This is a genomic window from Luteibacter sp. P1_D3, from assembly GCF_056406135.1.
Map to the genome: position 1 here is coordinate 55,644 of NZ_JBFUAT010000013.1, position 21,646 is coordinate 77,289.

General features: G+C 65.5%; 25 protein-coding genes and 1 other RNA gene. 8 read left to right on the plus strand and 18 right to left on the minus strand.

Annotated features, from left to right (window positions below):
* Positions 1–7 precede the first annotated feature (7 nt).
* From AC1DYM_RS10615 to AC1DYM_RS10625, 3 genes are all read right to left on the minus strand, one after another.
* A complete protein-coding gene (locus AC1DYM_RS10615; protein ID WP_477338067.1) occupies positions 8–289 on the minus strand; it encodes a DUF2188 domain-containing protein in 282 nt (93 codons plus the stop codon).
* Positions 290–393: 104 nt separating this feature from the next.
* Positions 394–978, minus strand: coding sequence for a DNA-3-methyladenine glycosylase I (locus AC1DYM_RS10620; protein WP_477338069.1), 585 nt, complete (start codon positions 976–978; stop codon positions 394–396).
* Positions 975–1,469 (minus strand): DUF1993 domain-containing protein, encoded by a 495-nt coding sequence (locus AC1DYM_RS10625; protein WP_477338071.1) that lies wholly within the window; start codon positions 1,467–1,469, stop codon positions 975–977. The genes AC1DYM_RS10620 and AC1DYM_RS10625 overlap by 4 nt, the downstream gene beginning before the upstream one ends.
* A 128-nt stretch (positions 1,470–1,597) precedes the next feature.
* Here AC1DYM_RS10625 and AC1DYM_RS10630 point away from each other — a divergent pair, with 128 nt between their 5' ends.
* Complete coding sequence (locus tag AC1DYM_RS10630) at positions 1,598–2,554, plus strand: ABC transporter ATP-binding protein (protein WP_477338073.1); 957 nt, start codon at positions 1,598–1,600, stop codon at positions 2,552–2,554.
* Entirely contained in the window at positions 2,551–3,312 is a 762-nt protein-coding gene (locus AC1DYM_RS10635; RefSeq protein ID WP_477338075.1) for an ABC transporter permease, read from the plus strand. Before AC1DYM_RS10630 ends, AC1DYM_RS10635 begins: the two co-directional genes overlap by 4 nt.
* A gap of 168 nt (positions 3,313–3,480) precedes the next feature.
* On the opposite strand, the gene AC1DYM_RS10640 is transcribed toward AC1DYM_RS10635, so the two are convergent.
* Positions 3,481–3,987, minus strand: coding sequence for a DUF1993 domain-containing protein (locus AC1DYM_RS10640; RefSeq protein WP_477338077.1), 507 nt, complete (start codon positions 3,985–3,987; stop codon positions 3,481–3,483).
* 121 nt (positions 3,988–4,108) lie between these two features.
* Between AC1DYM_RS10640 and AC1DYM_RS10645 the strand changes: the two genes are divergently transcribed.
* On the plus strand, positions 4,109–4,807 hold the full coding sequence (locus AC1DYM_RS10645; protein WP_477338079.1) for a VIT1/CCC1 transporter family protein: 699 nt from the start codon (positions 4,109–4,111) through the stop codon (positions 4,805–4,807).
* Between the two features lie 19 nt (positions 4,808–4,826).
* Here AC1DYM_RS10645 and AC1DYM_RS10650 read toward each other — a convergent pair whose 3' ends face one another.
* The 3 genes from AC1DYM_RS10650 to AC1DYM_RS10660 all read right to left on the minus strand — a co-directional run bounded on the left by AC1DYM_RS10650 (position 4,827) and on the right by AC1DYM_RS10660 (position 8,066).
* Positions 4,827–6,191 carry a GGDEF domain-containing protein gene (locus tag AC1DYM_RS10650; protein ID WP_477338081.1) on the minus strand — a complete coding sequence of 455 codons (1,365 nt, stop codon included), beginning with the start codon at positions 6,189–6,191 and terminating at the stop codon, positions 4,827–4,829.
* A gap of 40 nt (positions 6,192–6,231) precedes the next feature.
* Positions 6,232–7,428, minus strand: a complete 1,197-nt coding sequence (locus tag AC1DYM_RS10655; RefSeq protein WP_477338083.1) for a cation:proton antiporter — start codon at positions 7,426–7,428, stop codon at positions 6,232–6,234.
* 92 nt (positions 7,429–7,520) lie between these two features.
* Positions 7,521–8,066 (minus strand): TetR/AcrR family transcriptional regulator, encoded by a 546-nt coding sequence (locus tag AC1DYM_RS10660; protein ID WP_477338085.1) that lies wholly within the window; start codon positions 8,064–8,066, stop codon positions 7,521–7,523.
* Between the two features lie 83 nt (positions 8,067–8,149).
* Between AC1DYM_RS10660 and AC1DYM_RS10665 the strand changes: the two genes are divergently transcribed.
* Positions 8,150–9,037 carry an alpha/beta fold hydrolase gene (locus tag AC1DYM_RS10665; protein ID WP_477338087.1) on the plus strand — a complete coding sequence of 296 codons (888 nt, stop codon included), beginning with the start codon at positions 8,150–8,152 and terminating at the stop codon, positions 9,035–9,037.
* A 22-nt stretch (positions 9,038–9,059) separates the two neighbouring features.
* On the opposite strand, the gene AC1DYM_RS10670 is transcribed toward AC1DYM_RS10665, so the two are convergent.
* The gene (locus AC1DYM_RS10670; protein ID WP_477338089.1) at positions 9,060–9,404 is read right to left on the minus strand and encodes an EF-hand domain-containing protein; all 345 of its coding nucleotides are present in this window, start codon (positions 9,402–9,404) and stop codon (positions 9,060–9,062) included.
* Positions 9,405–9,498: 94 nt separating this feature from the next.
* Here AC1DYM_RS10670 and cysK point away from each other — a divergent pair, with 94 nt between their 5' ends.
* The 4 genes from cysK (at position 9,499) to AC1DYM_RS10690 (ending at position 12,211) form a co-directional block, all read left to right on the plus strand.
* Positions 9,499–10,455, plus strand: coding sequence for a cysteine synthase A (gene cysK / locus AC1DYM_RS10675; RefSeq protein WP_477338091.1), 957 nt, complete (start codon positions 9,499–9,501; stop codon positions 10,453–10,455).
* Between the two features lie 105 nt (positions 10,456–10,560).
* Positions 10,561–10,971, plus strand: coding sequence for a hypothetical protein (locus tag AC1DYM_RS10680; protein WP_477338093.1), 411 nt, complete (start codon positions 10,561–10,563; stop codon positions 10,969–10,971).
* Between the two features lie 101 nt (positions 10,972–11,072).
* Positions 11,073–11,738 carry a MerR family transcriptional regulator gene (locus tag AC1DYM_RS10685; protein WP_477338095.1) on the plus strand — a complete coding sequence of 222 codons (666 nt, stop codon included), beginning with the start codon at positions 11,073–11,075 and terminating at the stop codon, positions 11,736–11,738.
* Positions 11,735–12,211, plus strand: coding sequence for a PIN-like domain-containing protein (locus AC1DYM_RS10690; RefSeq protein WP_477338097.1), 477 nt, complete (start codon positions 11,735–11,737; stop codon positions 12,209–12,211). The genes AC1DYM_RS10685 and AC1DYM_RS10690 overlap by 4 nt, the downstream gene beginning before the upstream one ends.
* Here AC1DYM_RS10690 and AC1DYM_RS10695 read toward each other — a convergent pair.
* The 10 genes from AC1DYM_RS10695 to AC1DYM_RS10740 form a co-directional block, all read right to left on the minus strand.
* The gene (locus AC1DYM_RS10695; RefSeq protein ID WP_477338099.1) at positions 12,169–14,961 is read right to left on the minus strand and encodes an AAA family ATPase; all 2,793 of its coding nucleotides are present in this window, start codon (positions 14,959–14,961) and stop codon (positions 12,169–12,171) included. The genes AC1DYM_RS10690 and AC1DYM_RS10695 overlap by 43 nt on opposite strands.
* Positions 14,954–15,664: a hypothetical protein gene (locus AC1DYM_RS10700; protein ID WP_477338101.1), complete on the minus strand. Its 711-nt coding sequence runs from the start codon at positions 15,662–15,664 to the stop codon at positions 14,954–14,956. Before AC1DYM_RS10700 ends, AC1DYM_RS10695 begins: the two co-directional genes overlap by 8 nt.
* Positions 15,657–16,967, minus strand: coding sequence for a hypothetical protein (locus AC1DYM_RS10705; RefSeq protein WP_477338103.1), 1,311 nt, complete (start codon positions 16,965–16,967; stop codon positions 15,657–15,659). Before AC1DYM_RS10705 ends, AC1DYM_RS10700 begins: the two co-directional genes overlap by 8 nt.
* Before the next feature lie 2 nt (positions 16,968–16,969).
* Positions 16,970–17,566, minus strand: coding sequence for a GTP cyclohydrolase I FolE (folE, locus tag AC1DYM_RS10710; RefSeq protein ID WP_046967967.1), 597 nt, complete (start codon positions 17,564–17,566; stop codon positions 16,970–16,972).
* A 285-nt stretch (positions 17,567–17,851) separates the two neighbouring features.
* The gene (locus tag AC1DYM_RS10715) at positions 17,852–19,291 is read right to left on the minus strand and encodes a DNA recombination protein RmuC (protein ID WP_477338105.1); all 1,440 of its coding nucleotides are present in this window, start codon (positions 19,289–19,291) and stop codon (positions 17,852–17,854) included.
* Positions 19,292–19,317: 26 nt separating this feature from the next.
* Positions 19,318–19,974: a ribose-5-phosphate isomerase RpiA gene (gene rpiA / locus AC1DYM_RS10720; RefSeq protein ID WP_477338107.1), complete on the minus strand. Its 657-nt coding sequence runs from the start codon at positions 19,972–19,974 to the stop codon at positions 19,318–19,320.
* Positions 19,971–20,429 (minus strand): EVE domain-containing protein, encoded by a 459-nt coding sequence (locus AC1DYM_RS10725; protein WP_477338109.1) that lies wholly within the window; start codon positions 20,427–20,429, stop codon positions 19,971–19,973. Before AC1DYM_RS10725 ends, rpiA begins: the two co-directional genes overlap by 4 nt.
* Positions 20,426–21,037: a 5-formyltetrahydrofolate cyclo-ligase gene (locus tag AC1DYM_RS10730; RefSeq protein ID WP_477338111.1), complete on the minus strand. Its 612-nt coding sequence runs from the start codon at positions 21,035–21,037 to the stop codon at positions 20,426–20,428. The genes AC1DYM_RS10725 and AC1DYM_RS10730 overlap by 4 nt, the downstream gene beginning before the upstream one ends.
* A gap of 109 nt (positions 21,038–21,146) precedes the next feature.
* Positions 21,147–21,330, minus strand: a non-coding RNA gene (ssrS, locus tag AC1DYM_RS10735) — 6S RNA.
* A 7-nt stretch (positions 21,331–21,337) separates the two neighbouring features.
* A complete protein-coding gene (locus tag AC1DYM_RS10740; protein WP_046967972.1) occupies positions 21,338–21,646 on the minus strand; it encodes a cell division protein ZapA in 309 nt (102 codons plus the stop codon).

Here is a 21,646-nt window from a genome sequence, read left to right on the forward strand (position 1 = left end):
ACGACGCTCAGGCGTGACGGTTGATGCCGACAGGGGGAGCCGAGGCGCCGGCGACCAGGCCAGCGACGACGTAGGTGTGTTCTTCCCATGTGCCATCGGATTGCTGGACATGGATCTCGACCGGACGGCCCAGGTTGTCGGACAGGCCGGGAGCCAGCGCTTCCGCAGCGGCGATCGCCATGGGCTGCGACGCGTAGCGGCCGAGAGGCAGGGAGGCACGGCGGACGATCCACGGTCCCTGTGTCGATTCGCTATATGGAATGAACAGTTGTGCGGAGCTCGAAGCCATGGAAACCCTCGCTGTCGGTACGTAGACCTGGGATGGGTACACCGGGTGGAGCGGTCGCCGGCGGGCGGTGAGTCCACGCTACGCCGCCGCGACTAAAAAACCCGTTAACCCTTGGGGCGCAGGGGCGTACATGCCACTTCCCGGCGCCGGAAGCAATCCGGGGCGTGCGAATTGATCAGACCGGTAGCCTCGAGCCAGGCGAAAACGATGGGCGGCCCGACGAAGCTGAAGCCGCGCTGGCGTAGCGCTTTGGCGATCTGTTCGGAGAGCGGGCTGTTCGGCGGCACCGGCCCCTCCCAGAGGATCGGCTGATCGCCGACCGCGTCCCAGCAGAAGCGGGCGAAATCCTCACCCGCATCGCGCATGGCGAGGTAGGCCTTTGCGTTGTTGATCGCCGCACCGATCTTGCTGCGCGAGCGGAGGATGCCGGCGTCACCGAGCAGGCGAGCGACATCGTCCGGGCCGTACGCGGCGACGCGTTCCGGATCGAAACCCTCGAAGGCGCGCCGGAAACCCTCCCGGCGCGCGAGGATGGTGCGCCACGACAGCCCGGCCTGGAAACCGTCGAGGACCAGCTTTTCCCACAGCTTGCGCCCGTCGCGCTCAGGCACGCCCCACTCGGTGTCGTGGTAGGCGCGCATGAGCTCGTCGGACTCGCCCCAGGCGCAGCGGGTCTTGCCATCGGTCATCCGTTGAAGCCGAGGTAATCCAGTTTGCCGATGGCCACGCCGTTGTGGCGGAGGATGTCGTACGCCGTCGTCACGTGGAAGAAGAAGTTCGGGATGGCAAAGGTCAGCAGGTACGAGGCCGCGGTGAAGCTGTGCTCGGTCTCCTTGAACTTGCGCGAGAGGGGACGGGCTTCCCCCGCCTCGATGACGGCGCGGTCGACCGATTCCAGCCAGGCCACGGTGCTGTCGATGCGCTTGCGCAGATCCGCGAAGGTGGTCTCGTTGTCCTCGAAGGAGGGCGGCTGCACCTCACCGATGCGGGCGATGGCGAACTTGGCCGTGTCGCTGGCGCGTTGCACCTGGCCGGCCAGGGTCAGCATGTCGGGGGCCAGTCGGGCCTCGATGAGACGGGCCCCATCGGCCTGGGCCTCGGCCTTGTCCAGCAGTTCGGTCAGCACGCGGAAACCGCGGACGAAGACGGGGACGGAAGCGTCGTAAGCGGAAAGGGTCATGGCGGGCGGGGCCTTTGGGTTGGGCAATCCGCTTCGATCTGGGGGTGCCCGGGGCGCCTGACAAGGCAGGCAGTCTTCGTCCAATCGGTCTACCATCGGCCGCCTTACCCATCGATCCGCGGGTCCTCATGTCGTCACTCGAAGCCACCCCATCCTCGCCCGATGCCATCGTCTCGGTGCGTGGGCTTTCCAAGCATTACAAGAGCGGCCTGCGAGCGCTCAACCACGTGGACCTGGAGATCCGCCGCGGCGAGATCTTCGCCCTGCTCGGCCCCAACGGTGCCGGCAAGACCACGCTGATCAGCATCATCTGCGGCATCGTCAACGGCAGCGAAGGCAGCGTGCACGTCGACGGCCACGACATCGTGCGCGACTACCGGGCGGCGCGCGGCCTGATCGGCCTGGTCCCGCAGGAGCTCTCCACCGACGCCTTCGAAACGGTCTGGGCCACGGTCAAGTTCAGCCGCGGCCTGTTCGGCAAGGCGCCGAACCCGGTGCACCTGGAACGCATCCTTCGCGACCTGTCGCTATGGGAAAAGAAGGACTCGAAGATCATGGCGCTGTCCGGCGGCATGAAGCGGCGCGTGTTGATCGCCAAGGCGCTCGCCCATGAGCCGCGGGTGCTGTTCCTGGATGAACCCACGGCTGGTGTCGACGTGGAACTGCGCCACGACATGTGGGAGATGGTCCGTCGCCTGCGCGAGTCGGGTGTCACCATCATCCTCACGACTCATTACATCGAGGAAGCCGAGCAGATGGCCGACCGCATCGGCGTCATCAATCGCGGCGAAATCGTGCTGGTGGAAGAGAAGCACACGCTGATGCAGAAGCTCGGTAAGAAGCAGCTCACGCTGTCGCTGCAGAGTCCGCTTGCGGCCGTGCCGGAAGGCCTGCGCGAGTGGCCGCTGGACCTGTCGAACGACGGCCAGTGCCTTACCTACACCTTCGACACCCAGGGCAACGACACCGGCATCGCCATGTTGTTGCGCAAGCTGGGCGAACTCGGCATCGACTTCAAGGACCTGCATTCCAGTGAGAGCTCGCTCGAGGATATTTTCGTGAGCCTGGTGCGGGGTGGCGTATGAACATCCATGCGATCCGCGCCATCTACCGGTTTGAAATGGCCCGCACCTTCCGGACGCTGATGCAGAGCATCGCCTCGCCGGTGCTGTCGACGTCGCTGTACTTCGTGGTCTTCGGTGCTGCCATCGGCTCGCGCATGGGAGCGATTGGTGGGGTGAGCTACGGCGCCTTCATCATCCCCGGCCTGATCATGCTGTCGTTGCTCAACGAGAGCATCTCCAACGCCTCGTTCGGCATCTACATGCCGAAGTGGGCCGGCACGATCTACGAGCTGCTGTCAGCGCCCGTGTCGTACGTGGAGGTGGTGGTCGGTTACGTCGGCGCGGCGGCGACCAAGTCGGTGATCCTCGGCCTGCTGATCCTGCTGACGGCACGTTTCTTCGTCGCCTACGAAATCCAGCATCCGTTCTGGATGCTGGCCTTCCTGATCCTCACCGCGGTGACCTTCAGCCTGTTCGGTTTCATCATCGGCCTGTGGGCCGACGACTTCCAGAAACTGCAGGTCGTGCCGTTGATGGTGATCACGCCGCTCACCTTCCTCGGTGGCAGCTTCTACTCCATCAACATGCTGCCCCCGGTCTGGCAGAAGATCACGCTGTTCAATCCCGTCGTGTATCTGGTCAACGGATTTCGCTGGAGTTTCTACGGCCAGGCGGACGTGAACGTGCTGGTCAGCGCCGCCGCGACCGTCGGCTTCCTGCTGATCTGCCTCGGCGTGGTCTGGTGGATCTTCCGCACCGGTTGGAAGCTCAAGAGCTAATTAGACCGTGTAGGAGCCGATTCATCGGCAATAGGCAAATGTGGGAGCCGATTCATCGGCGAATAGTAAATAACCCGCTGCGCAGCAGCGCTCCCCCCAGGTTGCTTGCCTCACGCAACCTGGGGGGAAGAGCTCGCCGATGAATCGGCTCCTACAGAAGCGCAAGAGTTACGGCTTGCCGATGAAATCGGTCTTGCCCAGCACCACGCCCACGCCGCGCAGGATCGCGTACGCCGTGGTGATGTGGAAGTACACGTTCGGCAGCGCGAAGCCCAGCAGGTAATCCTGGCCGCGGAAGCTCTGTTCGCCGCCGCGCGTCTTCAGTACGACCGTGCGGTCTTCGCTACCGTCGATCTGTGCCGGCGTGTACGCCTGCAGCTGGGCGATCACCGTGGCGATGCGGGTCTGCAGTTCCTCGAAGGTGGTCTCGTTGTCTTCCATCTTCGGCGGTTCGACGCCGGCGAGGCGGGCGCCTGCGCCCTTGGCCATGTCGGTGGCGATCTGTACCTGGCGGATCAGCGGAAACATGTCCGGCGTGATGCGCGTATGGAGCAGGACGTCCGGAGCGATGTTCCGTTCCGCGGCATGGGCGGCACCCTTGGCGAGGATGGCGGCGAGGTTGTTCAGGGCGCGCACGAGGACGGGCACGGAGGTCTGGTACATGGAGATGGACATGGCGGGGCTCTTGTCGTGGGTGGCGGCCGGGCGGCCGCGGCGGCGTAGTTTGCGGGTTCGCTGGCGACGCGTCGACGGGGTACGGTTACGATGGTGGCACCAGACCCGGAGAATGCACCCGATGCTCAGGCCCAAACATCGCGAACACCACCGGCTGGATCGTATCGGCTGGCTGCGCGCGGCGGTGCTCGGCGCCAACGATGGCATCCTGTCGACAGCGAGCCTGCTCGTCGGCGTGGCGTCCGCGCAGGCCGCCTCGGGCAGCGTATTGCTGGCCGGTGTCGCCGGGCTGGTCGCCGGGGCCATGTCGATGGCGGCTGGTGAGTACGTCTCGGTCCGGTCGCAGGCAGACAGCGAGCAGGCGGAACTGGACCTGGAGTCGCGGGAGCTGCGCGACGATCCCACCGGCGAGCACAAGGAGCTCACCGAGATCTACGTGCGACGGGGGCTCGATCGTGCACTCGCGCATGACGTGGCCGAGCAGCTCATGAAACACAACGCCCTGGAAGCGCATGCGCGCGACGAGCTCGGCCTGTCGGTGACGACGTCGGCGAAGCCTCTGCAAGCGGCAGCCGCGTCGGCGGTGAGCTTTGCATCGGGTGCGATCCTGCCCATCCTCGCGGCGGTGTGGTCGCCTCGGGAACACCTGGCTCCGATCACCGTGGCCGTATCGTTACTCGCCCTCGCCATTCTCGGTGCGATCTCCGCTCGCCTCGGTGGCGCGAACACGTCGCGCAGCGTCGCGCGTATCGTCTTCTGGGGTGCACTGGCGATGGCGGTGTCGGCGGTGACGGGTCGACTCTTCGACGCGGCTGTCTAAGCCGCGCCGCCGGGCGGTCTCAGCCCGAGACGCAGCGGTTGCGACCGCCGTTCTTCGCCGTATACAGCGCAAGGTCGGCGCGATCGAACACGGTTTGCGGCGTGTCGCCCGGCTGGAACTGGGCCAGGCCGATGGAGGCCGTCACGCGTACCGGCTGGCGGCTGGCGTGGAAGGCGAGATGCTGGATCTTGCCGCGCAGGCGTTCGCATACCTGCATGGATTCGGCTTCATCCGCGCCGTCGAACAGGACGATGAATTCCTCGCCGCCGTAACGGGCGACGAAGTCGCAGGGGCGCACGTGCTTGACCAGTGCCTGGCCGATGATCCGCAACACGGCGTCCCCGGCGGTGTGGCCGTAGGTGTCGTTGATGCTCTTGAAATGGTCGATATCGATCGCGGCGATGCTGAGCGGCCGTGTCGTGGTCTGCCAGCTTTCGAACGCGGCTTCGATGCGCTTCTCGTAGGCGAGCCGGTTGGGCATGCCGATCATGGTGTCGGTCTGTGCCAGCTCGTGCTCGCGCTCCAGTGACCGCTGCAAGGTGTTGCGTTCGGTTTCCAGCTGCTCGATGCGCTGGCGCATCTTCTCGGCACGATCGCGATACGCGGTGAGGCGCGCGCCTTCGCGGTCGCGGAACTCGCTGAAGCACTGCGCGATCGTTTCCAGGCAGACGTTCACCCGCTCGCGCAGGTCGTGCACGTCGTCGTACTCGAGCGCGGCTTCGCTGAGCAGTCGCATCTCGTGTGCCACCGAGGCGTCCAGGGCCTGGCCATTCGCTTCGCCGGTGGACTGGTCGGCCAGTTCGCGCGACATGTACTGGCTGAGCTCGTCCAGCCGGCTGGTGACATGGCGAAGCACGGCTTGCAGGGCATCGATCTCGCGCTGGAGGCCGAGGCGTTGTTCATTGATGAGGTCGGCGAGACGATCGCCACAGGTTGCCAGGGCGACCAGATCGCCGGCGTCGGCCACGTCATGGCGTAGCTCGTTCGCCCGGTCGGCCAGGCGAGGCAGCACGATGATCCGGTCGACCAGCCGGCTCAGCGCCGATTGCACGGAGGAACCGTGCTCCGTGCGCGTCACGCGGGTGATCGCGATCGACCGTTCCGCGTGGGCGCCCCGGGGGCTCGCTCCCAGGTTGTTCATCGCCTCGGTCAGGCCGTTGACCAGGGGCTCGAGGGCCATCGCGTCCATGGGGCCCTGCAGGGCACCGGAGAGGCGTTCGATATGGGGGTCGACCTGGTCGTGGGCACCGTGGGCGGCACGACCGAGGCAACCGACAAGTTGGCGCAGCAGGGACTCGGCGGTCCGCCACTGTGCTTCCTCACGACTCAACCGATCGACGGCCTCGTGATACCTGCTTTCCCAGACCTGGTTGTCCAAACGCACGCCCCAACGGTCGCGTTAACTGCCGAATACGGGCGCCATACTACGAGAAATCACCGGGGTTAGCGCGTTTAAGTCGGGGCGCCACGATGGGTACCGTGAGCATGGTGCTCGCCACCGCCATGAGCAGCAGGGCGGTGAAGGTTTCGCTGGTGATGATGCGGCGGTCGAGCAGCACGTTGACGAAGATGATCATGATCAGCGCCTTGGTCTGCAGCAGCCAGCCCACCGTCCACGCATCGCCACGCTTCCAGCCGAGAAGCCTGCCGGCGACCCCGACACCGGCGAGCTTGCCGACCACCGAGGCCGCGAGCAGGAGCGCCGCGGCGACGAAGACGGCCGTGCCACCGATCTGCCAGTTCGTCCGCAGGCCGGTGGAAAGGAAATAGACCGGCATCACCACGAGAAGCACGTTGTGCCGCAGCCCGTCGAGGCGATCGAGGTTGAACCACTCGCGTTCCATGACCGCACCGGCGAGGAAGGCGCCGACCATGAAGTGCAGTCCGCACCAGTCCGCCCCGTAGCCGCAGGCGGCGAGCCAGACGAGACCGAGGAAATATCGGTCCATTTCGGGGACGCGTGCCATGAGGCGGCGGAACAGCCACGCCGCCACGCCGAACACGGCGAGAAAGGCGATCTGGTGGCCTACCCGCTGCCAGTCGAGCAGGATGATCGCGAGCACGGCCCAGATCGCAAGGTCGTCCAGGCTGGCGTAACGCAGCACGCGCTGGCCCAGCGGCTCGCGCAGGATGCCCATTTTTTCCATCAGCAGGATCAGGATCGGCAGCGCCGTCACCGCGCAGGCCATGCCGATGCCGAGGACGAATTGCCAGGTGCTCGCCGCGTCGCCCATCCACCCCGCGCGCCACGCCAGCATGCCGACGGCGGCGAGGCAGCCGGTGAGCAAAGGCGCACCCAGGGCGAGGGCGGCCGTGGTACCGCACTCGCGCCGCTGTTTCCACACCTCGCGCAGATCCAGCTCGATGCCGGCGATCCAGACGAACACCATCACCGCCCACCAGGCGATGCCGTTGAGGGCGGCGATGACCGGGGGTGCGAACACCGTCGCGTAATACGCGGGAAAGACTTTTCCCAGCACCCCGGGTCCGAGCAGGATGCCGGTCAGGATCTGCACCACCACCAGGGGCGCCCAGTAGTCGGTACGGAACACGCGCCAGATCAGGTAAGGCAGGCCAAGAATGATCGTCATCGCGATCAGGAACAGTTCGGTTGTGCTCATTCGCTCTCCCCAAAGCTGGGCAGAGCGTACAGGACCGCACACTCTTGCGAACACCGCTCCCGGTAGGAGCCGATTTATCTGTGGGAGCCGATTTATCGGCGAAGGGTGCTCGCCAATTCCTCCATCGACAACCGCAACGCCCGCGCCATCGGTGCCGCATCCCCCTCGACGACCGTCCACACCGTCGCCCCCTCCAGCCGCGCAATCGCATCCCCCGCCAACTCACGCGCCCGCGTCTCGCCGACCGATGGCGCGATCAAGGCCGCCAACCGCTCGCGCTGGCCGGTGAAGAACCCATGGACCGCCACCGCCGCCTCGGGCGTATCCGGCCCCGATGCGCCGTAGGCCAGGTGCAGCCCGACGCAACGGGTCTGCTCGGACAAGCCACGGGCGATCCGTTCTAGCACCACGGCATAGGCGGCGAGAGGATCGCCTGCCGGCAGATCGACGAACAACTCGTCGTTGGTGAGCGTCAGCACTTCGGGCACCAGGGCTTCCTTGGTGGGAAACCGCGTGTAGAGGCTGGCCTTCTTCAAGCCGACCCTTGTGGCGAGGTCCTGCATCGAGGCGCCGTCGTAGCCGTGATGGCGAAACAGCTCCCGTGCCTCACGCACGATCGCACCCAGGCTTGCTTTCATCGAATGCTCCACATAAACTACCGACCGGTCGGATCTATTTTAGCAGATCCACCCTCGAGTTTCATTCCCCCCGGAGACCCGCCATGAACGCTCCCGCTCCCGCCCTTCCGATCGTCCAGTACCGCAGCCAGCCCGTTGGCAACGTCGATGTCTTCTACCGCGAGGCCGGCCCGGCCGATGCCCCGGTGATCCTGCTCCTGCACGGCTTCCCGACCTCTGGCCACATGTTTCGTGACCTGATCCCGCTGCTGGCTGACCGCTATCGCGTGATTGCTCCGGACCTGCCGGGCTATGGACAGACTAAGGCACCGAAGCGAGGCGATTTCGACTACACCTTCGACAACCTGGCCAAGGTCATCGGCGGCTTTGTCGACGCGATCGGCCTGACCAAGTACGCGCTCTATATCTTCGACTACGGCGCACCGACCGGCCTGCGCCTGGCACTCGCCCACCCCGAGCGGGTCACGGCGATCATTACGCAGAATGGCAATGCCTACCTCGACGGTTTCAGTCCGGCATGGGAGTCGTGGCAGCGTTACTGGCGCGAGCCCACCCAGGAGAATCGCGAGGCCACCCGGGACGCGCTTGCGCCGGAAACCATCCGTGACATCCAGTACGGGACCGGCACGGACCTGACCCGCTTGTCGCCGGACGGTTACACGTTGGATATCGCATACATGAGCCGCCCTGGGGCGGATGAGATTCAGCTCGACCTCGTGCTCGATTACCGCAGCAACGTCGCCAGCTACCCGGCGTTCCAGGCGTACTTCCGCGAGTATCAGCCGCCGCTGCTCGCCGTCTGGGGCAAGCACGACCCGTTCTTCATTCCGCCCGGTGCCGAAGCCTACAAGCGCGACCTGCCGGAGGCCGAGGTGCACTTCCTCGACACGGGTCACTTCGCCCTGGAGACGCATGCCAACGAGATCGCCGGACATATCCGCGACTTCCTCGGCCGCAAGCTGAAAGCCTGAGCCGACGCCTCTCGCCGTCGCCTTACATCGGCGGCTGCGAGAGTTCCTTCGCGTTGAGGGTCCCATCCTTGTTCTTGTCCAGCTTGTGGAACTGGCGGATGAGGTTTCGCTGGAACTCGTCGAGGTGAATGGGCCGGGCGCCGGGTCGCATCGGCCCGTCGTTCGCGTCGATGACGCCGTCGCCGTTGACGTCCATGCGCAGGAACCCCTGGCTCATGTAGCGGACGTATTCAGCCTCGTCGATCCGACCGTCGCCGTTGGCGTCCATGCGTTGCAGGTACTCGGCGGGGGTGCGCGGGTAATCCTGGGCCGGCGCAGCGCCGGCGAGCAACAAGAGCACCACGAAGGCATGGGGACGTCGATTCATGGGGCGGCAGTCTGCGGGATCGGCCGGTGTTTGTCGCCCCGTGCGTGCTGGGAGTACCTTTGGCTTCTTACCCTCCAGCCAAGGGAACGCGACGATGATCTACGACAGCATTCTCGACACGATCGGCCGTACGCCCATCGTCCGTCTTCACCGCGTGGCACCCGCCCACGTCACCCTTTACGCCAAGGTGGAGTCGTTCAATCCGGGCGGCTCGGTCAAGGACCGCCTGGCCATCGCAGTCATTCTCGATGCCGAGCAGAAAGGCCTGCTGAAACCGGGTGACACGGTCGTCGAAGCCACCTCGGGCAATACCGGTGTGGCGTTGGCCATGGTGTGCGCCGCGAAGGGTTACAAGTTCGTCGCGACCATGGCCGACAGCTTCTCCGTCGAGCGTCGCAAGCTGATGCGCGCTTATGGCGCCAGGGTGATCCTCACGCCGGCCGCCGAGCGCGGCAGCGGCATGGTGCGCCGTGCCGAGGAACTGGCGGCCAAGCACGGCTGGTTCCTGCCGCGGCAGTTCGCCAACCCGGCCAATCCCGCCTACCACCGCAGCACCACCGCGGCGGAGATCCTGCAGGACTTCGCCGGCCGCCGTCTCGATGCCTTCGTCACGGGCTGGGGCACCGGTGGCACGCTGACGGGTGTGGGCGAGATGCTCAAGCTGGCCCGTCCCGAGGTAAAGATCGTCGTGTCCGAACCGACGGCCGCGCCGCTGCTCGCGGACAAGCCCTGGTCGCCACACAAGATCCAGGGCTGGACGCCCGACTTCGTGCCCGAGGTGCTCAACCGGAAGGTCTTCGACGTCAATCTGCCGGTGGACGAGGTGGTCGCCCGCGATACAGCACGTCGGTTGGCCAAGGAAGAAGGTCTGTTCGTCGGCGTTTCTGCCGGCGCGACGGTGGCAGCGGCGCTGGCCTTCGCCGAAAGCGCCGCAAAGGACAGCGTCATCCTGGCCATGCTTCCCGATACGGGCGAGCGCTACCTGTCTACCTTCCTGTTCGAAGGCGTCGAGGAAGGTTCCGACACCGAATGGCTCGAAAGCCTCGGGTGAGGCTTCGCGGCGGCAGCGATTTCGTTATCCCGCGAGAACGGGATCGCTGCGTCTTCGTCACATGGCGGAAGGCACGTTAGGCGCCTGATTTCGAGGAGACCGCCCATGACCTTTCTGCGCCGCAAGACCATCAGCGAGGAACTTCTCGCGCACGCCCGGCAGCTCGTCCAGGACCATCCGCCGCGAGATGCCTACGACCTGGCGCGCGGCCTGGCGCGGGATTACGCCGGGCGTGCCGGCACGTTGGCGAGTAACGCGGTCAGCACCACGAAAGCCCTGACCTCGTCCGGTCGGCGAACGGCTCGCAACCGCACGGGGCTAGGCATTGCCATCGGCGTAAGCATCGGTCTGGGCGCCCTCGCGACGGCGTATTTGCTCGCGCGCCGCAAGGCGCTGACGCAGGACGAATACGACGAGCACGATCCGACGCGTTATCGCCCGAGCAACGCCAGTGGTGATGCGTTCGACGGGTCGGGTGAGGACAATCCGATTCCGGGTGAGACGGGCTTGTACTGACTCTAGTCTCCGGTTGGCGCACATGCAGCGTGGCTGCCAGCCGGCCGCCTTAAGTAACCGGCTCTGGCATTGCGCGAATTCCCGTCAGATAGAATTCGCGGATGACAAAAACACGTATATCGCTCCCGTTGGTCGGCATCGGCCTTTACTCGTTTGCCGAGGCTGCGACCTACATAGGCGCGCCATCCGCCCAACTTCGTCGGTGGATGAACGGAAGGCTGTGGGACTCGCAGCTCGCCGGCTCGGGTGCGGATGGAATCGGCTTTAAAGACCTTATTGAGCTTCGCTTTATTCGGGCGCTCCGCTCCGAGGGCGTGTCGCTTGCTGTCGTACGACGCATGTTCGAGGTTGCGCGAAAGCAACTGTCCACGCCGTACCCATTCACCTCTCCGCGATTTCGCACTGAAGGAAAGGAGATTTTTCTCAGGGTCCTGGATGAGGTTGGCGATCGTTCGCTCGTTGATCTCGCGCGCCGCCGTGCAGTTATTCAGCAGGTAGTCGGGCCGTCGATTCGCGAGGGCGTCGAGCTGGATTCAAAGGGGGAAGCCTTGCGATGGTATCCGCTCAAGCGATCCAAGGTCGTCGTTCTGGATCCCGCCAGGAGTTTTGGCAAGCCGATCCTGAGCATTTACGGTGTGCYAACCGTAGCCCTTGCATCGGCCGTCGCCGCGGAAGGTGGTGACGAAAGGCGCGTTGCCCGCTACTTCGAAGTCTCGCTCGTCGGCGTCAGGAAAGCAGTGCAGTTCGAGATGCTGTTCGCTCCATGAACGCCCAGCTCGACGAAAATCTTCCTCCGACGCTGGCTCAGGCATTGAATTGCCTCGTCAAGGACGATGGACATTCGGTCACTCACGTGACGACTCTTGTTCCGCGAGGGACGCCCGACGTCGAGCTCTTGCTCGAAACGTCGAGGCTCGGAGTTTGTATCCACATCACACATGACCATCACCACCGTCGTCGTAACGAGCGAGATACGATCGCGAGGTTGAGCATGGCCATCTTCGTACTCGCCAAGGGCTGGCAAGGTCAGCCTTACTTCGACAAGGCGGCCCGCCTCATACAGTGTTGGCCACAGATTGTGGATCAGGCAGGGGCCGTAACGCCGCCCGCGATCTTCCTGGTGCCTTGGTCGGCCGAGACCAAGGGACGCTTCGAACAGGTCAAGCTTTCGCGCCCAAAGCCCGGCGCTGAATCTGCTCAAGCGGCCACAGGCCGCCTACGTAAAACCGCTAGCGGCTGAGCCCAGGTCGCCCCCGGTCGCCGCTTGCTCGTCACCAGTGTCAGCTCCGACGGCTGGAACACGTTCACGTTGTGCGTCGCCGGCGTCGTCAGGATGTACTGCGCGCGCGTGGACTTGAGGAACGCGCCGACCTTGTCGATGTTGAAGATGTCCAGGTGCGCGAAGGGCTCGTCGATGAAGACGAAGCCGCCGGGGCGATCCTCGTCGCGCATCAGGGCCACCAGCAACAGCAGTGACTTCATCACTTGCTGGCCGCCGGAGGCCTCGCCGTCGTCCATACCGATCCAGCCCTTCTTGTCGAACTCGAAGCGGACGTTCAAGGCGGCGGAGGCGAGCGCGAGGTCGTCATTGCTCAGCTCGGGCAGATCGACGTCCACACCGATGCCCGCCAGTTCGGCGAGCACCTTGAGGTTCTTGGCGTAGCGGCGAACGGTGTTGCGCAGCACCTGAATGTACGCGCCACGCGCCTCATGGGTGATGCGCGAGGCGCGCTCCAGATGGATGCGGCGCTTTTCGAGATCGAGCTTGAGCCCGTCATGGTCGGTCCACAGCTTTTCGCGAAGTGCGACCACGCTGGCGTCCTGCTCCCAGTGACCCTCTTCGAGCCGACGTTCGATGCGCTCGATCTCGCGGCGGACGGACGAGGGTGACTCGTAGCGCTCACGCAGTGCGGCCATCGCGGCGCGGCTGCGCAGGGCAAGGCCGACATGGGCGCGCTTCGCACGGAAGTCTTTGAGTCGGTCGATCTGGTCGTTGCGTAGCTGATGATGCTGGCGCACGGCGTCGGCGAGCTGGTTCTGTACGACACGCTGCTCGCGCGCGGCATTGTCGCGCGCGTTCGACGTCTTCAAACGCTTTTCGCGCACGGCTTCATAGTGATTCTCGGCGGCCACGTGGCTGTCCGCGGTGCGTTGCACGTCCTCGCGTAACCGGGCCTGCTGTTCGTGGGCCTCGCTGAACTCGTCGGCACGGTCGGCAAGCTGGCTGCTGGCACTGGCGCCACGAAGCACGCCCTCGGCGTCGGTCGCGCGAGCCAGCGTATCCTTGCGCTCGCTGGCGATGTCGCGAAGGCGGCCTTCGATGTCACGCAGCTTCGTCTCGCCGTCGCGCAGCTGACGATCACGGGCGGCCGCTCCGAAGTACATGTCGTCGACGCCCAGATGACGGCCGCCGCGTCGTTCGCGGAAGTAACCCTGCGGCGTGATCCAGTCCTGCTCGCGGCCGAACTTCGAACCATCGGCAATGTCCTCGACACGACGGATACGGTCGAGATTGCGCAGCAGCCAGTCCGGTGCGGCCGCCGAGAATTCGACCACTTCAAGGAGGGATCCGCGGGTGGCGGTTTCCGCGGGAGCGCGATCGGCGACGACGAAGTGCTTGTAGCGATGCTGCTCGCCGAGCTTCCAGGCCTTTTCGCGGTCACGCGGATCATCGAGCAGGACGACGTGGCGGTAACCCGCCAGCACGGCTTCGACAGCGGGTTGCCAGCGCGGTTCGGCGATCTCGACGATCTCGCTGAGCATGCTGTGGCGAACGCCGGCGGCTTCCAGCGCGCGGCGGAAGTCGGCCTCGAAGTCGGGTGTGTAGCGACGGCCGCTACGCCAGGCGGCGAGTTGGCTGGTCAGCGTGGCCAACTGCTGGCGAAGGAGGGTTTCTTCGCCTTGCAGCGTGTTGACCCGTGCGCGGGCGTCTCGCGCCACGTCGGCGAGGCGCTCGTGATCGGCACCGCCCTGCGCCGCGACCATCTCGCGCAGACGCAACTCCTGCTTGATGAGCAGGTCGTTCTGCGCGAGCTCGGCACGTGCGGCGTCCAGGCTTTTCTGCGTCTGCTGACGGGCCAGGTCGGCTTCGTGCTGCTCGCTGCGCAATGTCTCGCCGCCGGCATCGAATTCACCGAGCTGGCGCGTGAGCTCGCCATCCCGCGTCTCGAGTTCGCCGACGCGGCGCTTCACACCGGTGAGCGGGGGACGGGCGCCACGGATACCTGCGCCGAGTTCGGCGAGTTCGGTGCGTGGCAGGATGTCGGCGACGAGGTCGACACGCTCGGTCTTCAGCGCATTCCATTCCTGGAACGATCGTGCGCGCGCCTCCGCTTCCTGCAGGCTCACGCCGATCAGGGAGAGCTGGTGTTCGAGGCCGTGCTGCTCGCGATCGGCTTCGTTCTGCTCGTTGCGGGCGCGCTGGTAGTCGTCGAGCACGGCCTTGTCGCCGAAGACATCGAAGACCAAATCGAGCAGGGCCTTGGGCGGCATCTGGCAGAGCTTGTCCGTCGCGCCCTGTTCCAGGGTCAACACGCGACGTATTGCTTGCGACAGCCCCGCGCCTTCCAGGCGCACGCGATATTCGCGCAGGCCGAGGAACTCGTTGCGTGCCTCGATCTCTTCCACGCTGACGTCGCCGCCCATCACGGCGTACTGCCGCGTCCACTCGCCACCCTTTTTCTGGATGCGGCAGGCGAGGGTGACCTCGCGATCCATCAGCGGGAAGAACGGGCGCTCACCGCTCGGGCCGGGCGTATTGCCCACGCGGGCGCGCAACCAGGCGAAGGGCTTGCCGTTGTGGCGGAGGTAGCTCTTGTAATCGCGGTTGCCGGCGCAGTCGATGGTGAGCAGGGTGCGCAAGGCGTCGAGCAGCGTCGTCTTGCCCGAGCCATTTGGCCCGACCACGGTGACGATGTTCGTGTCCAGCGGCAGGATGAAGCGCTGCCAGTAATCCCAGTGGACGACCTCGAGGCTGCGGAAATCAAACATCGGCGTTTTCCTCGATCTCGTCCATGGGTTCCTCGTCGTCGATGTCGTCCACTGGCGCCGATGGCGGACGCGAGGCCGCCTCGGCCAGGAGATCACCGAGGGCTCCGTCAAGGATGCGGCGCGCCGTGCGCTCGTAATCGAAGGCGAGGTCGAGCAGCGGACCCTCGGCGACTTCGCCCTTGCGACGGATAATGAAGCCGAGTCGATTGAGCGTGCCCAGGTTGAAGCCGACGCGCGTCTTGCCGCCGAGCTTCTCGCCGAAGTCGGCGAGCAGGGTGCGCTCGGCGATGACAGGCGAGACGGTCGGGTCGCGCGGAATGGGTTTCTGCTCGGCGAACATCTGGCTCTGCGAGGCAGCGGCCTCGACGTCCTGGCGTTCGACTTGGCGCTGCCGCTTCGGCAGCACGATCAGCGCCCAGATGACGACGAGCAGCGCGACGCCATCGCGGTCCAGCTGCAAGGTGTTCGAGATCCAGCTGTCGCTGCCGCCGAAGACGGCGCGTTCGCTCTTCCGTGCCACGGCGAGGCCGATATACGCGGCATAGGGATGCTCGCGAAGCTCAAGGCCGACGGACTCGAGCCGACGGTCGAGTTCCTCGCGGAACGCTTCATCCAGCAGGGCCTTGCGGGCCTGCACGTCGTCGCGCGGCAACCAGCGCTGGGCGAGCAGCCGGGTGACCAGGGTGGCGGTTTCATCATGCATCGGTAGGGTCCTTCGCGACGGTTCGCGGACGCAGGCGTCCGGCGCTCACCAGCGCGATCTGGGGCAGGTCGGTCTCGATCAGGATCGGCTCGATTTCCAGCGAAAGGGGGAGCCGCGCCAGGTCGGCCGTACCGCCCTCCAGGGCCGCCGATTCGGGGTCGCCGAGCAAGCCGAGCAAGGAGAGGCGATACGCAGACAGTGCGTAGTCGTCGCCGATCAAGGTATCGGCGAGTTCGCGCGGCGCCACGATGGCGGCCAGTTCGGTGTGCCAGTCCTCGAGGAAGCGCAGGTCTTCCTCGTCGATCGGTAGGTCGGCCGTGTCGGGCGGTTCTTCCGCGCCGGGGAGCGTGGTGCTTTCGGCGGCGAGCCGTTCGCGCTCGAGCAGTTCGAACTCCGCCACGTCGAGGGCGATCTGGTCGTGGATGAAGGGTGCGGGCAAGGGCATCAGCAGCTGCCCGTCCTCGAAGGCGGCGAGCGCATCGACATCCAGCGCGCGCAGCCAGCCGACGAGGTCGGAGGAGGACAGGCCGGTCCGTCCGAGGTGGACGCGATGCTGATCGATCTTGTTCAGTTCGCGCTGGAAGATGCCCGCCTGGCGCAGCAAAGCACTTTGCGCGCGACCGACGGCCTGGGCGAGTCGATGCGCGGCGGGCTCCAGTTCTTCCTTCTCGGTGATGCCGGCGACGACCTCGGTGCCCTTCTCGACCCAGGTCCAGACCGAATCCAGGCGTTCGGCGGCGCGGCGGATGCGGTGCTCGGAGCCGGACAGAACGGCGCGATCGAAGTCTTCCTTCAGCTCGCTGAGGCGCGACAGCAGATGGCCGAGTTCATCCACCGACACGCGCCCGACCGCCTGGCCGGCGGCGAGCTGCGCGGTGAGGTAGCCGAGGCCGTCGTCATCGTCGTTCTCGAACTCCAGCATCACGGCCAGCGCGGCGAGTGCCTTGCGACCGAGCGGGCCGACGCGATAACGCTGCGTTTCGCCATCGTAGACGAGGAGTTCGTGATCCTTCAGTCGCTGGACCACGGTTTCCAGCTTCACCGTGTCGACGAAGGCCAGGTGGTCACGGATCTCCTGGGGCGTCCACTCCGACGCGTGCGAACGTGCGCCGAGCGTGCGCAGCACCAGGAGGCGCAAGAGCACCTGGGCTTCGCTGCCGTGGAACAGCGCGGAGAACGCGCGCAGCAAGCCGCGTCCGCGCAACAGCGGGAAGACGGCGGGGAGGTCCTCGGCGACGAAGCCGTCGCGGAAGAGATCCTGCAGGCGTTCGTCGTGGAGGGTGGTGTCGGTCGGTCCGCTCAACGTCAGCGACGGTCGACGCCGACGAAGCGAAGGAACTCGCCACGTGTGCGCGGATCTTCGCGGAAGCTGCCGAGCATCTGGCTGGTCACCATCGAGACGCCACGCTTGTGCACGCCACGGGTGGTCATGCACTCATGGCTGGCATCGATCACGACGCCGACGCCGCGCGGGCGAAGGGTATCTTCGATGCAGTGCGCGATCTGCGCGGTGAGCTTCTCCTGGACCTGGAAGCGGCGTGCGAAACCGTCCACGACGCGCGCCAGCTTGCTGATGCCGACGACGCGATCGGTCGGCACGTAGCCGACATGCGCGCGACCGATGATCGGTGCCATGTGGTGCTCGCAGTGGCTTTCGAACTCGATGTCGCGCAGCACGATCATCTCGTCGTAGCCTTCCACTTCCTTGAAGGTGCGGCGAAGGTACTCGGCGGGATCCTCGTCGTAGCCCTTGAACCAGTCCGAGTAGGCCTTGACCACGCGCTTGGGCGTGTCCAGCAGGCCCTCGCGAGTCGGATCCTCACCCGACCACAGCAGCAGCGTGCGCACCGCCTCTTCGGCCTGTTCGCGGGTGACCGGGCGGGACGTGGCGTCGTCGCTCATCGGGGATTCCTTCGAAGGTTCAAACGCCCATTGTATTAGGAAATGCGGGAGCCGATTCATCGGCAATAGATACATGTAGGAGCCGATTCATCGGCGAATGGCCAATAAACCCGCTGCGCAGCAGCGCTCCTCCAGGCTGCTAGCCTCGGTCCCCGCCGAAGGAAGAGCATCGCCGATAAATCGGCTCCTACCCAGCCGAAGGAGGAGCATCGCCGATGATCGGCTCCTACCCAGCCGAAGGAGGAGCATCGCCGATGAATCGGCTCCTACGAAGGGCAAAGAGCCTTAATCCTCGGGCGACTCGGGCTCTTCCAGGTCGGCCGGAAGCTCCAGCAGGGCCTGCGACTGGTCTCCCGTGAGCGATTCGACGCCGCGCAGCTTGCGTTCAATGGCGCGGGTACGCGTGCCGGCGTTGTCGATGCTGTTGCGCACCGTATCCAGCTGCTTGCGGGTCTTTTCCAGCACTGTGCCGAACTTGCTGAACTCGTTCTTGACCGCGCCCAGGACCTGCCAGACCTCGGACGAACGCTTCTCGATGGCCAGGGTGCGAAAACCCATCTGCAGGCTGTTGAGCAGGGCGGTGAGCGTGGTCGGGCCGGCGATCGTCACCCGGTACTCGCGCTGCAGCTGGTCGGACAGGCCGGGCCGGCGGATGACCTCGGCGTAGAGGCCTTCGGTCGGCAGGAAGAGGATGGCGAAATCGGTGGTGTGCGGTGGGGCCACGTATTTGCTGTGGATCCGCTTGGCCTCTTCACGCACGCGCAGTTCGAGCGCCTTGCCGGCGACGAGCACGCCTTCGGCATCGGCGGCGTCCTGGAAATCGAGCAGGCGCTGGTAATCCTCGATCGGGTACTTGGCATCGATCGGCAGCCAGACGGGGGTGCCGTCCTCGGTACCGGGGAGGCGGATCGCGTACTCGACGCGTTCGGCCGAGCCGGGCACGGTCGCCACGTTGGCGGCGTACTGCTCAGCGACGAGGATCTGCTCGAGCAGGGCGCCAAGCTGGACTTCGCCGAAGGTCCCGCGGGTCTTCACATTGGTCAGTACCCGCTTGAGGTCGCCGACGCCCGCGGCCAGGGCCTGCATCTCGCCGAGGCCACGCTGGACGGCTTCCAGACGCTCGGAAACGAGCTGGAACGACTGGCCCAGGCGGGTTTCGAGGGTGGATTGGAGCTTCTCATCCACCGTCGCACGCATCTGTTCGAGCTTGGCCGCGTTGTCCTGCTGGATCGCCGCCAGGCGGGTTTCCAGCGTGGCGCGGACCTCGCCGAGGCGCTTCTCGTTGTCGGTGGTCAGGGCCGTGAAGCGTTGGTCGAGCAGTTCGCCGAAGTGCTTGAGGGTGAGGGCGGATTCTTCGCGAGTCTTGCGCGAGTCGTCGGCCAGGCCCTGGCGCAACGACTGCAGGCCGATATCGGTGCGTTCGGTCAGCTGGTCGAGGCGGCGCCCGAAGCCTTCGATGCGCTCGTGCTGCCGTTCGGCGGCCTGCTGCATCTGCTCCTGCACGTGGCCACGGAACTGGCTGAAGCTTTCACCGAGCTCGCCGCGACCGGCACGTTGCTCGTCGCGCAGCACGCCCTCGAGGCGGCGGGTATCTTCGCGAAGTCCGTCGAGGCGACCGGCGTTACCGTCGTCCGGCTTTCCACGGGAAAGAAGCACGAGCAGGAGGCCGATGCCGGCGATGGCCAGCACCAGGAGAACGAGGAGGAGAATGGATTCGAGCGTCATGGGGCGAGAGGGTACACCGGCCCCGATCAGATCTCGCGATTGCCCACGATGACGACGTCGGCCGGGCGCCTGGCGAAGAGGCCGACGGTCACGACGCCGACGATCTGGTTGAGCGTGGCCTCGAGCTCGACCGGCTGCGCGATGYGCCAGTTGTGCACATCGAGGATCCAGTTGCCGTTGTCGGTGACCACGCCGTCGCGCCACACCGGCTGGCCGCCGAGGGCGACGATCTCGCGGGCCACGAGGCTGCGCGCCATCGGGATCACTTCGATCGGCAGGGGGAACTTGCCGAGCACGTCCACCTGCTTGCTGGCATCGATGATGCAGACGAACTTGTCGGATGCCGCGGCGACAATCTTCTCGCGTGTGAGTGCCGCGCCACCGCCCTTGATCAGGCGTTTCTGCGCGTCGCACTCGTCGGCGCCGTCGACATAGAGGTCGAGGCGGCCGGCGGCATTGAGGTCGAGCACGTCGATGCCCAGCTTGCGCAGGCGATCGCTGGAGGCTTCCGAGCTGGACACCGCGGCCTTGATCTTGTCGCGGAAGGGCGCAAGCGCATCGATGAAGAAGTTCACCGTGGAACCGGTGCCCACGCCGATGATGCCGCCCTTGAACGTGCCGTTCTCGACGTAACGATGCACGGCGGTCTCGGCGGCAAGGCGCTTCTCGTTGTCCTGGCTCATAGCTTTTCCAGCGTGAGAATGAAATCCCAGTCGCCCTTGGCGACCGGCATGACCGACAGGCGGTTGCCCTTGCGCACCAGCGGCATGTCGGCGAGTTCGTCGCGATGCTTCAGTTCTTCGAGCGAAATCGTCCGCGCGAGCTTGCGCTCGAACTTCACGTCAATCAGCACCCAGCGCGGTTCCTCACGGGTGGCTTTCTCGTCGTAGTACTTGGACTTCTTGTTGAACTGGCTCTCGTCCGGATACGCCGGGGAGGCGACCGTGGCAATGCCGACGATGCCCGGGACATCCGTGTTGGAGTGGTAGAAGAAAATCTTGTCGCCGACCTTCATGCCGTCGCGCATGAAGTTGCGCGCCTGGTAGTTGCGCACGCCGTCCCAGGGTTCGCTGCCTTTGCGCTTGAGGTCGTCGATCGAAAAAGCATCCGGCTCGGACTTCATGAGCCAGTAGTTCATGCGGCGCCACCCGTGCAGTCGATCAGTTCCTTGTCGGTCGCGATGTAGTCGAGCGAGATGTCCCACTCGGCCGTCGTGATCGCGTCCAATTCCTGGAAGTGGTAACCCACGCCAACCAGCAGGGGCTGGGCAGGGCGCTGCTGGCCATGCAGGAACTCGAAGCTGCGGTCGTAGTAGCCGCCGCCGAAACCGAGGCGGTTGCCCTTTCGGTCGAAACCCAGCAGGGGCACCAGCACGAGGTCCAGCTTGTTCGCCTCGACGATGTGCTCGGAGGCCTTGGGCTCCGGAATGCCCATGTCGTTGGATTCGACGTCCTCGCCCGTCGCCCACGGGGCGAAGGTCAGGCGGCGCTTGCCACCCGATTTGGTCACGATCGGCAGGTAAAAGGTCTGGCCGCGCTCGGCCAGTGGCGCGATGGCCAGGTTGAGCGGCAGCTCGCCACCGGTCGCCCAATAGCCCGCCACGTGCTTGTCGGTCAGGAATTCGGGCAACTGTTCCAGCGAATCGCGCAGGCCCCGGGCCGCAGCCACGCGCTCGGCCGGCGTCAGCTGGCGTCGGCGCTGGACGAGGTCGGCTCGAAGTTCGCGTCTCTCGGGAAGCTTTGACATGGGGCGCTCAGCTGAACGGCACGGTCGAAGGTTGCCGTCGAGCCGCCCCAGCCGGTGCCGCGACAGGGGCGCTGACCGGCCGGGTGGCCGATCGGCTGATTAAGGAGAGGCGTTCTCCGCGATGCCGCTGCGCACCAAACGACCTTGATCCAAAGGATCAGGTGGGAGAGCTACGCAGCATTTAGGCTTTCCGCACGAAGGCGGACATGCACAACAGCCACGAAAAGCCGACCCGGGGTCGTATGTAGGAACAAGGCAAATGTAAAGTGCGCTGGCGAACACCGCAGGGAACGCCTTCGGCTATTTTACCGGTGCGTCGAGCAGACCATCAAGCTTCTTGCGAAGAGAGGCCAATCCGTCGGTCAGCACCTGTTCCTGCGACTCGTGCTCCTTTCTGAGCGAAAGCAGCTCGTGGGCGATGCTGACGGCGGTCAGGACGGCAATCCGGTCGAAGCCGGGCGCCTTGGCGTTGGCCTTGAGCTCGCGCATCTTGCCGTCGAGAAACTGGGCGGCGGCGATCAGGCCGGCCCGCTCCTCCGGCGCGCACGCGATATGGAACTCGCGATCGAGGAGGCGCAGGGATACCGGTTCGCTGGCGGTGGCATTCAT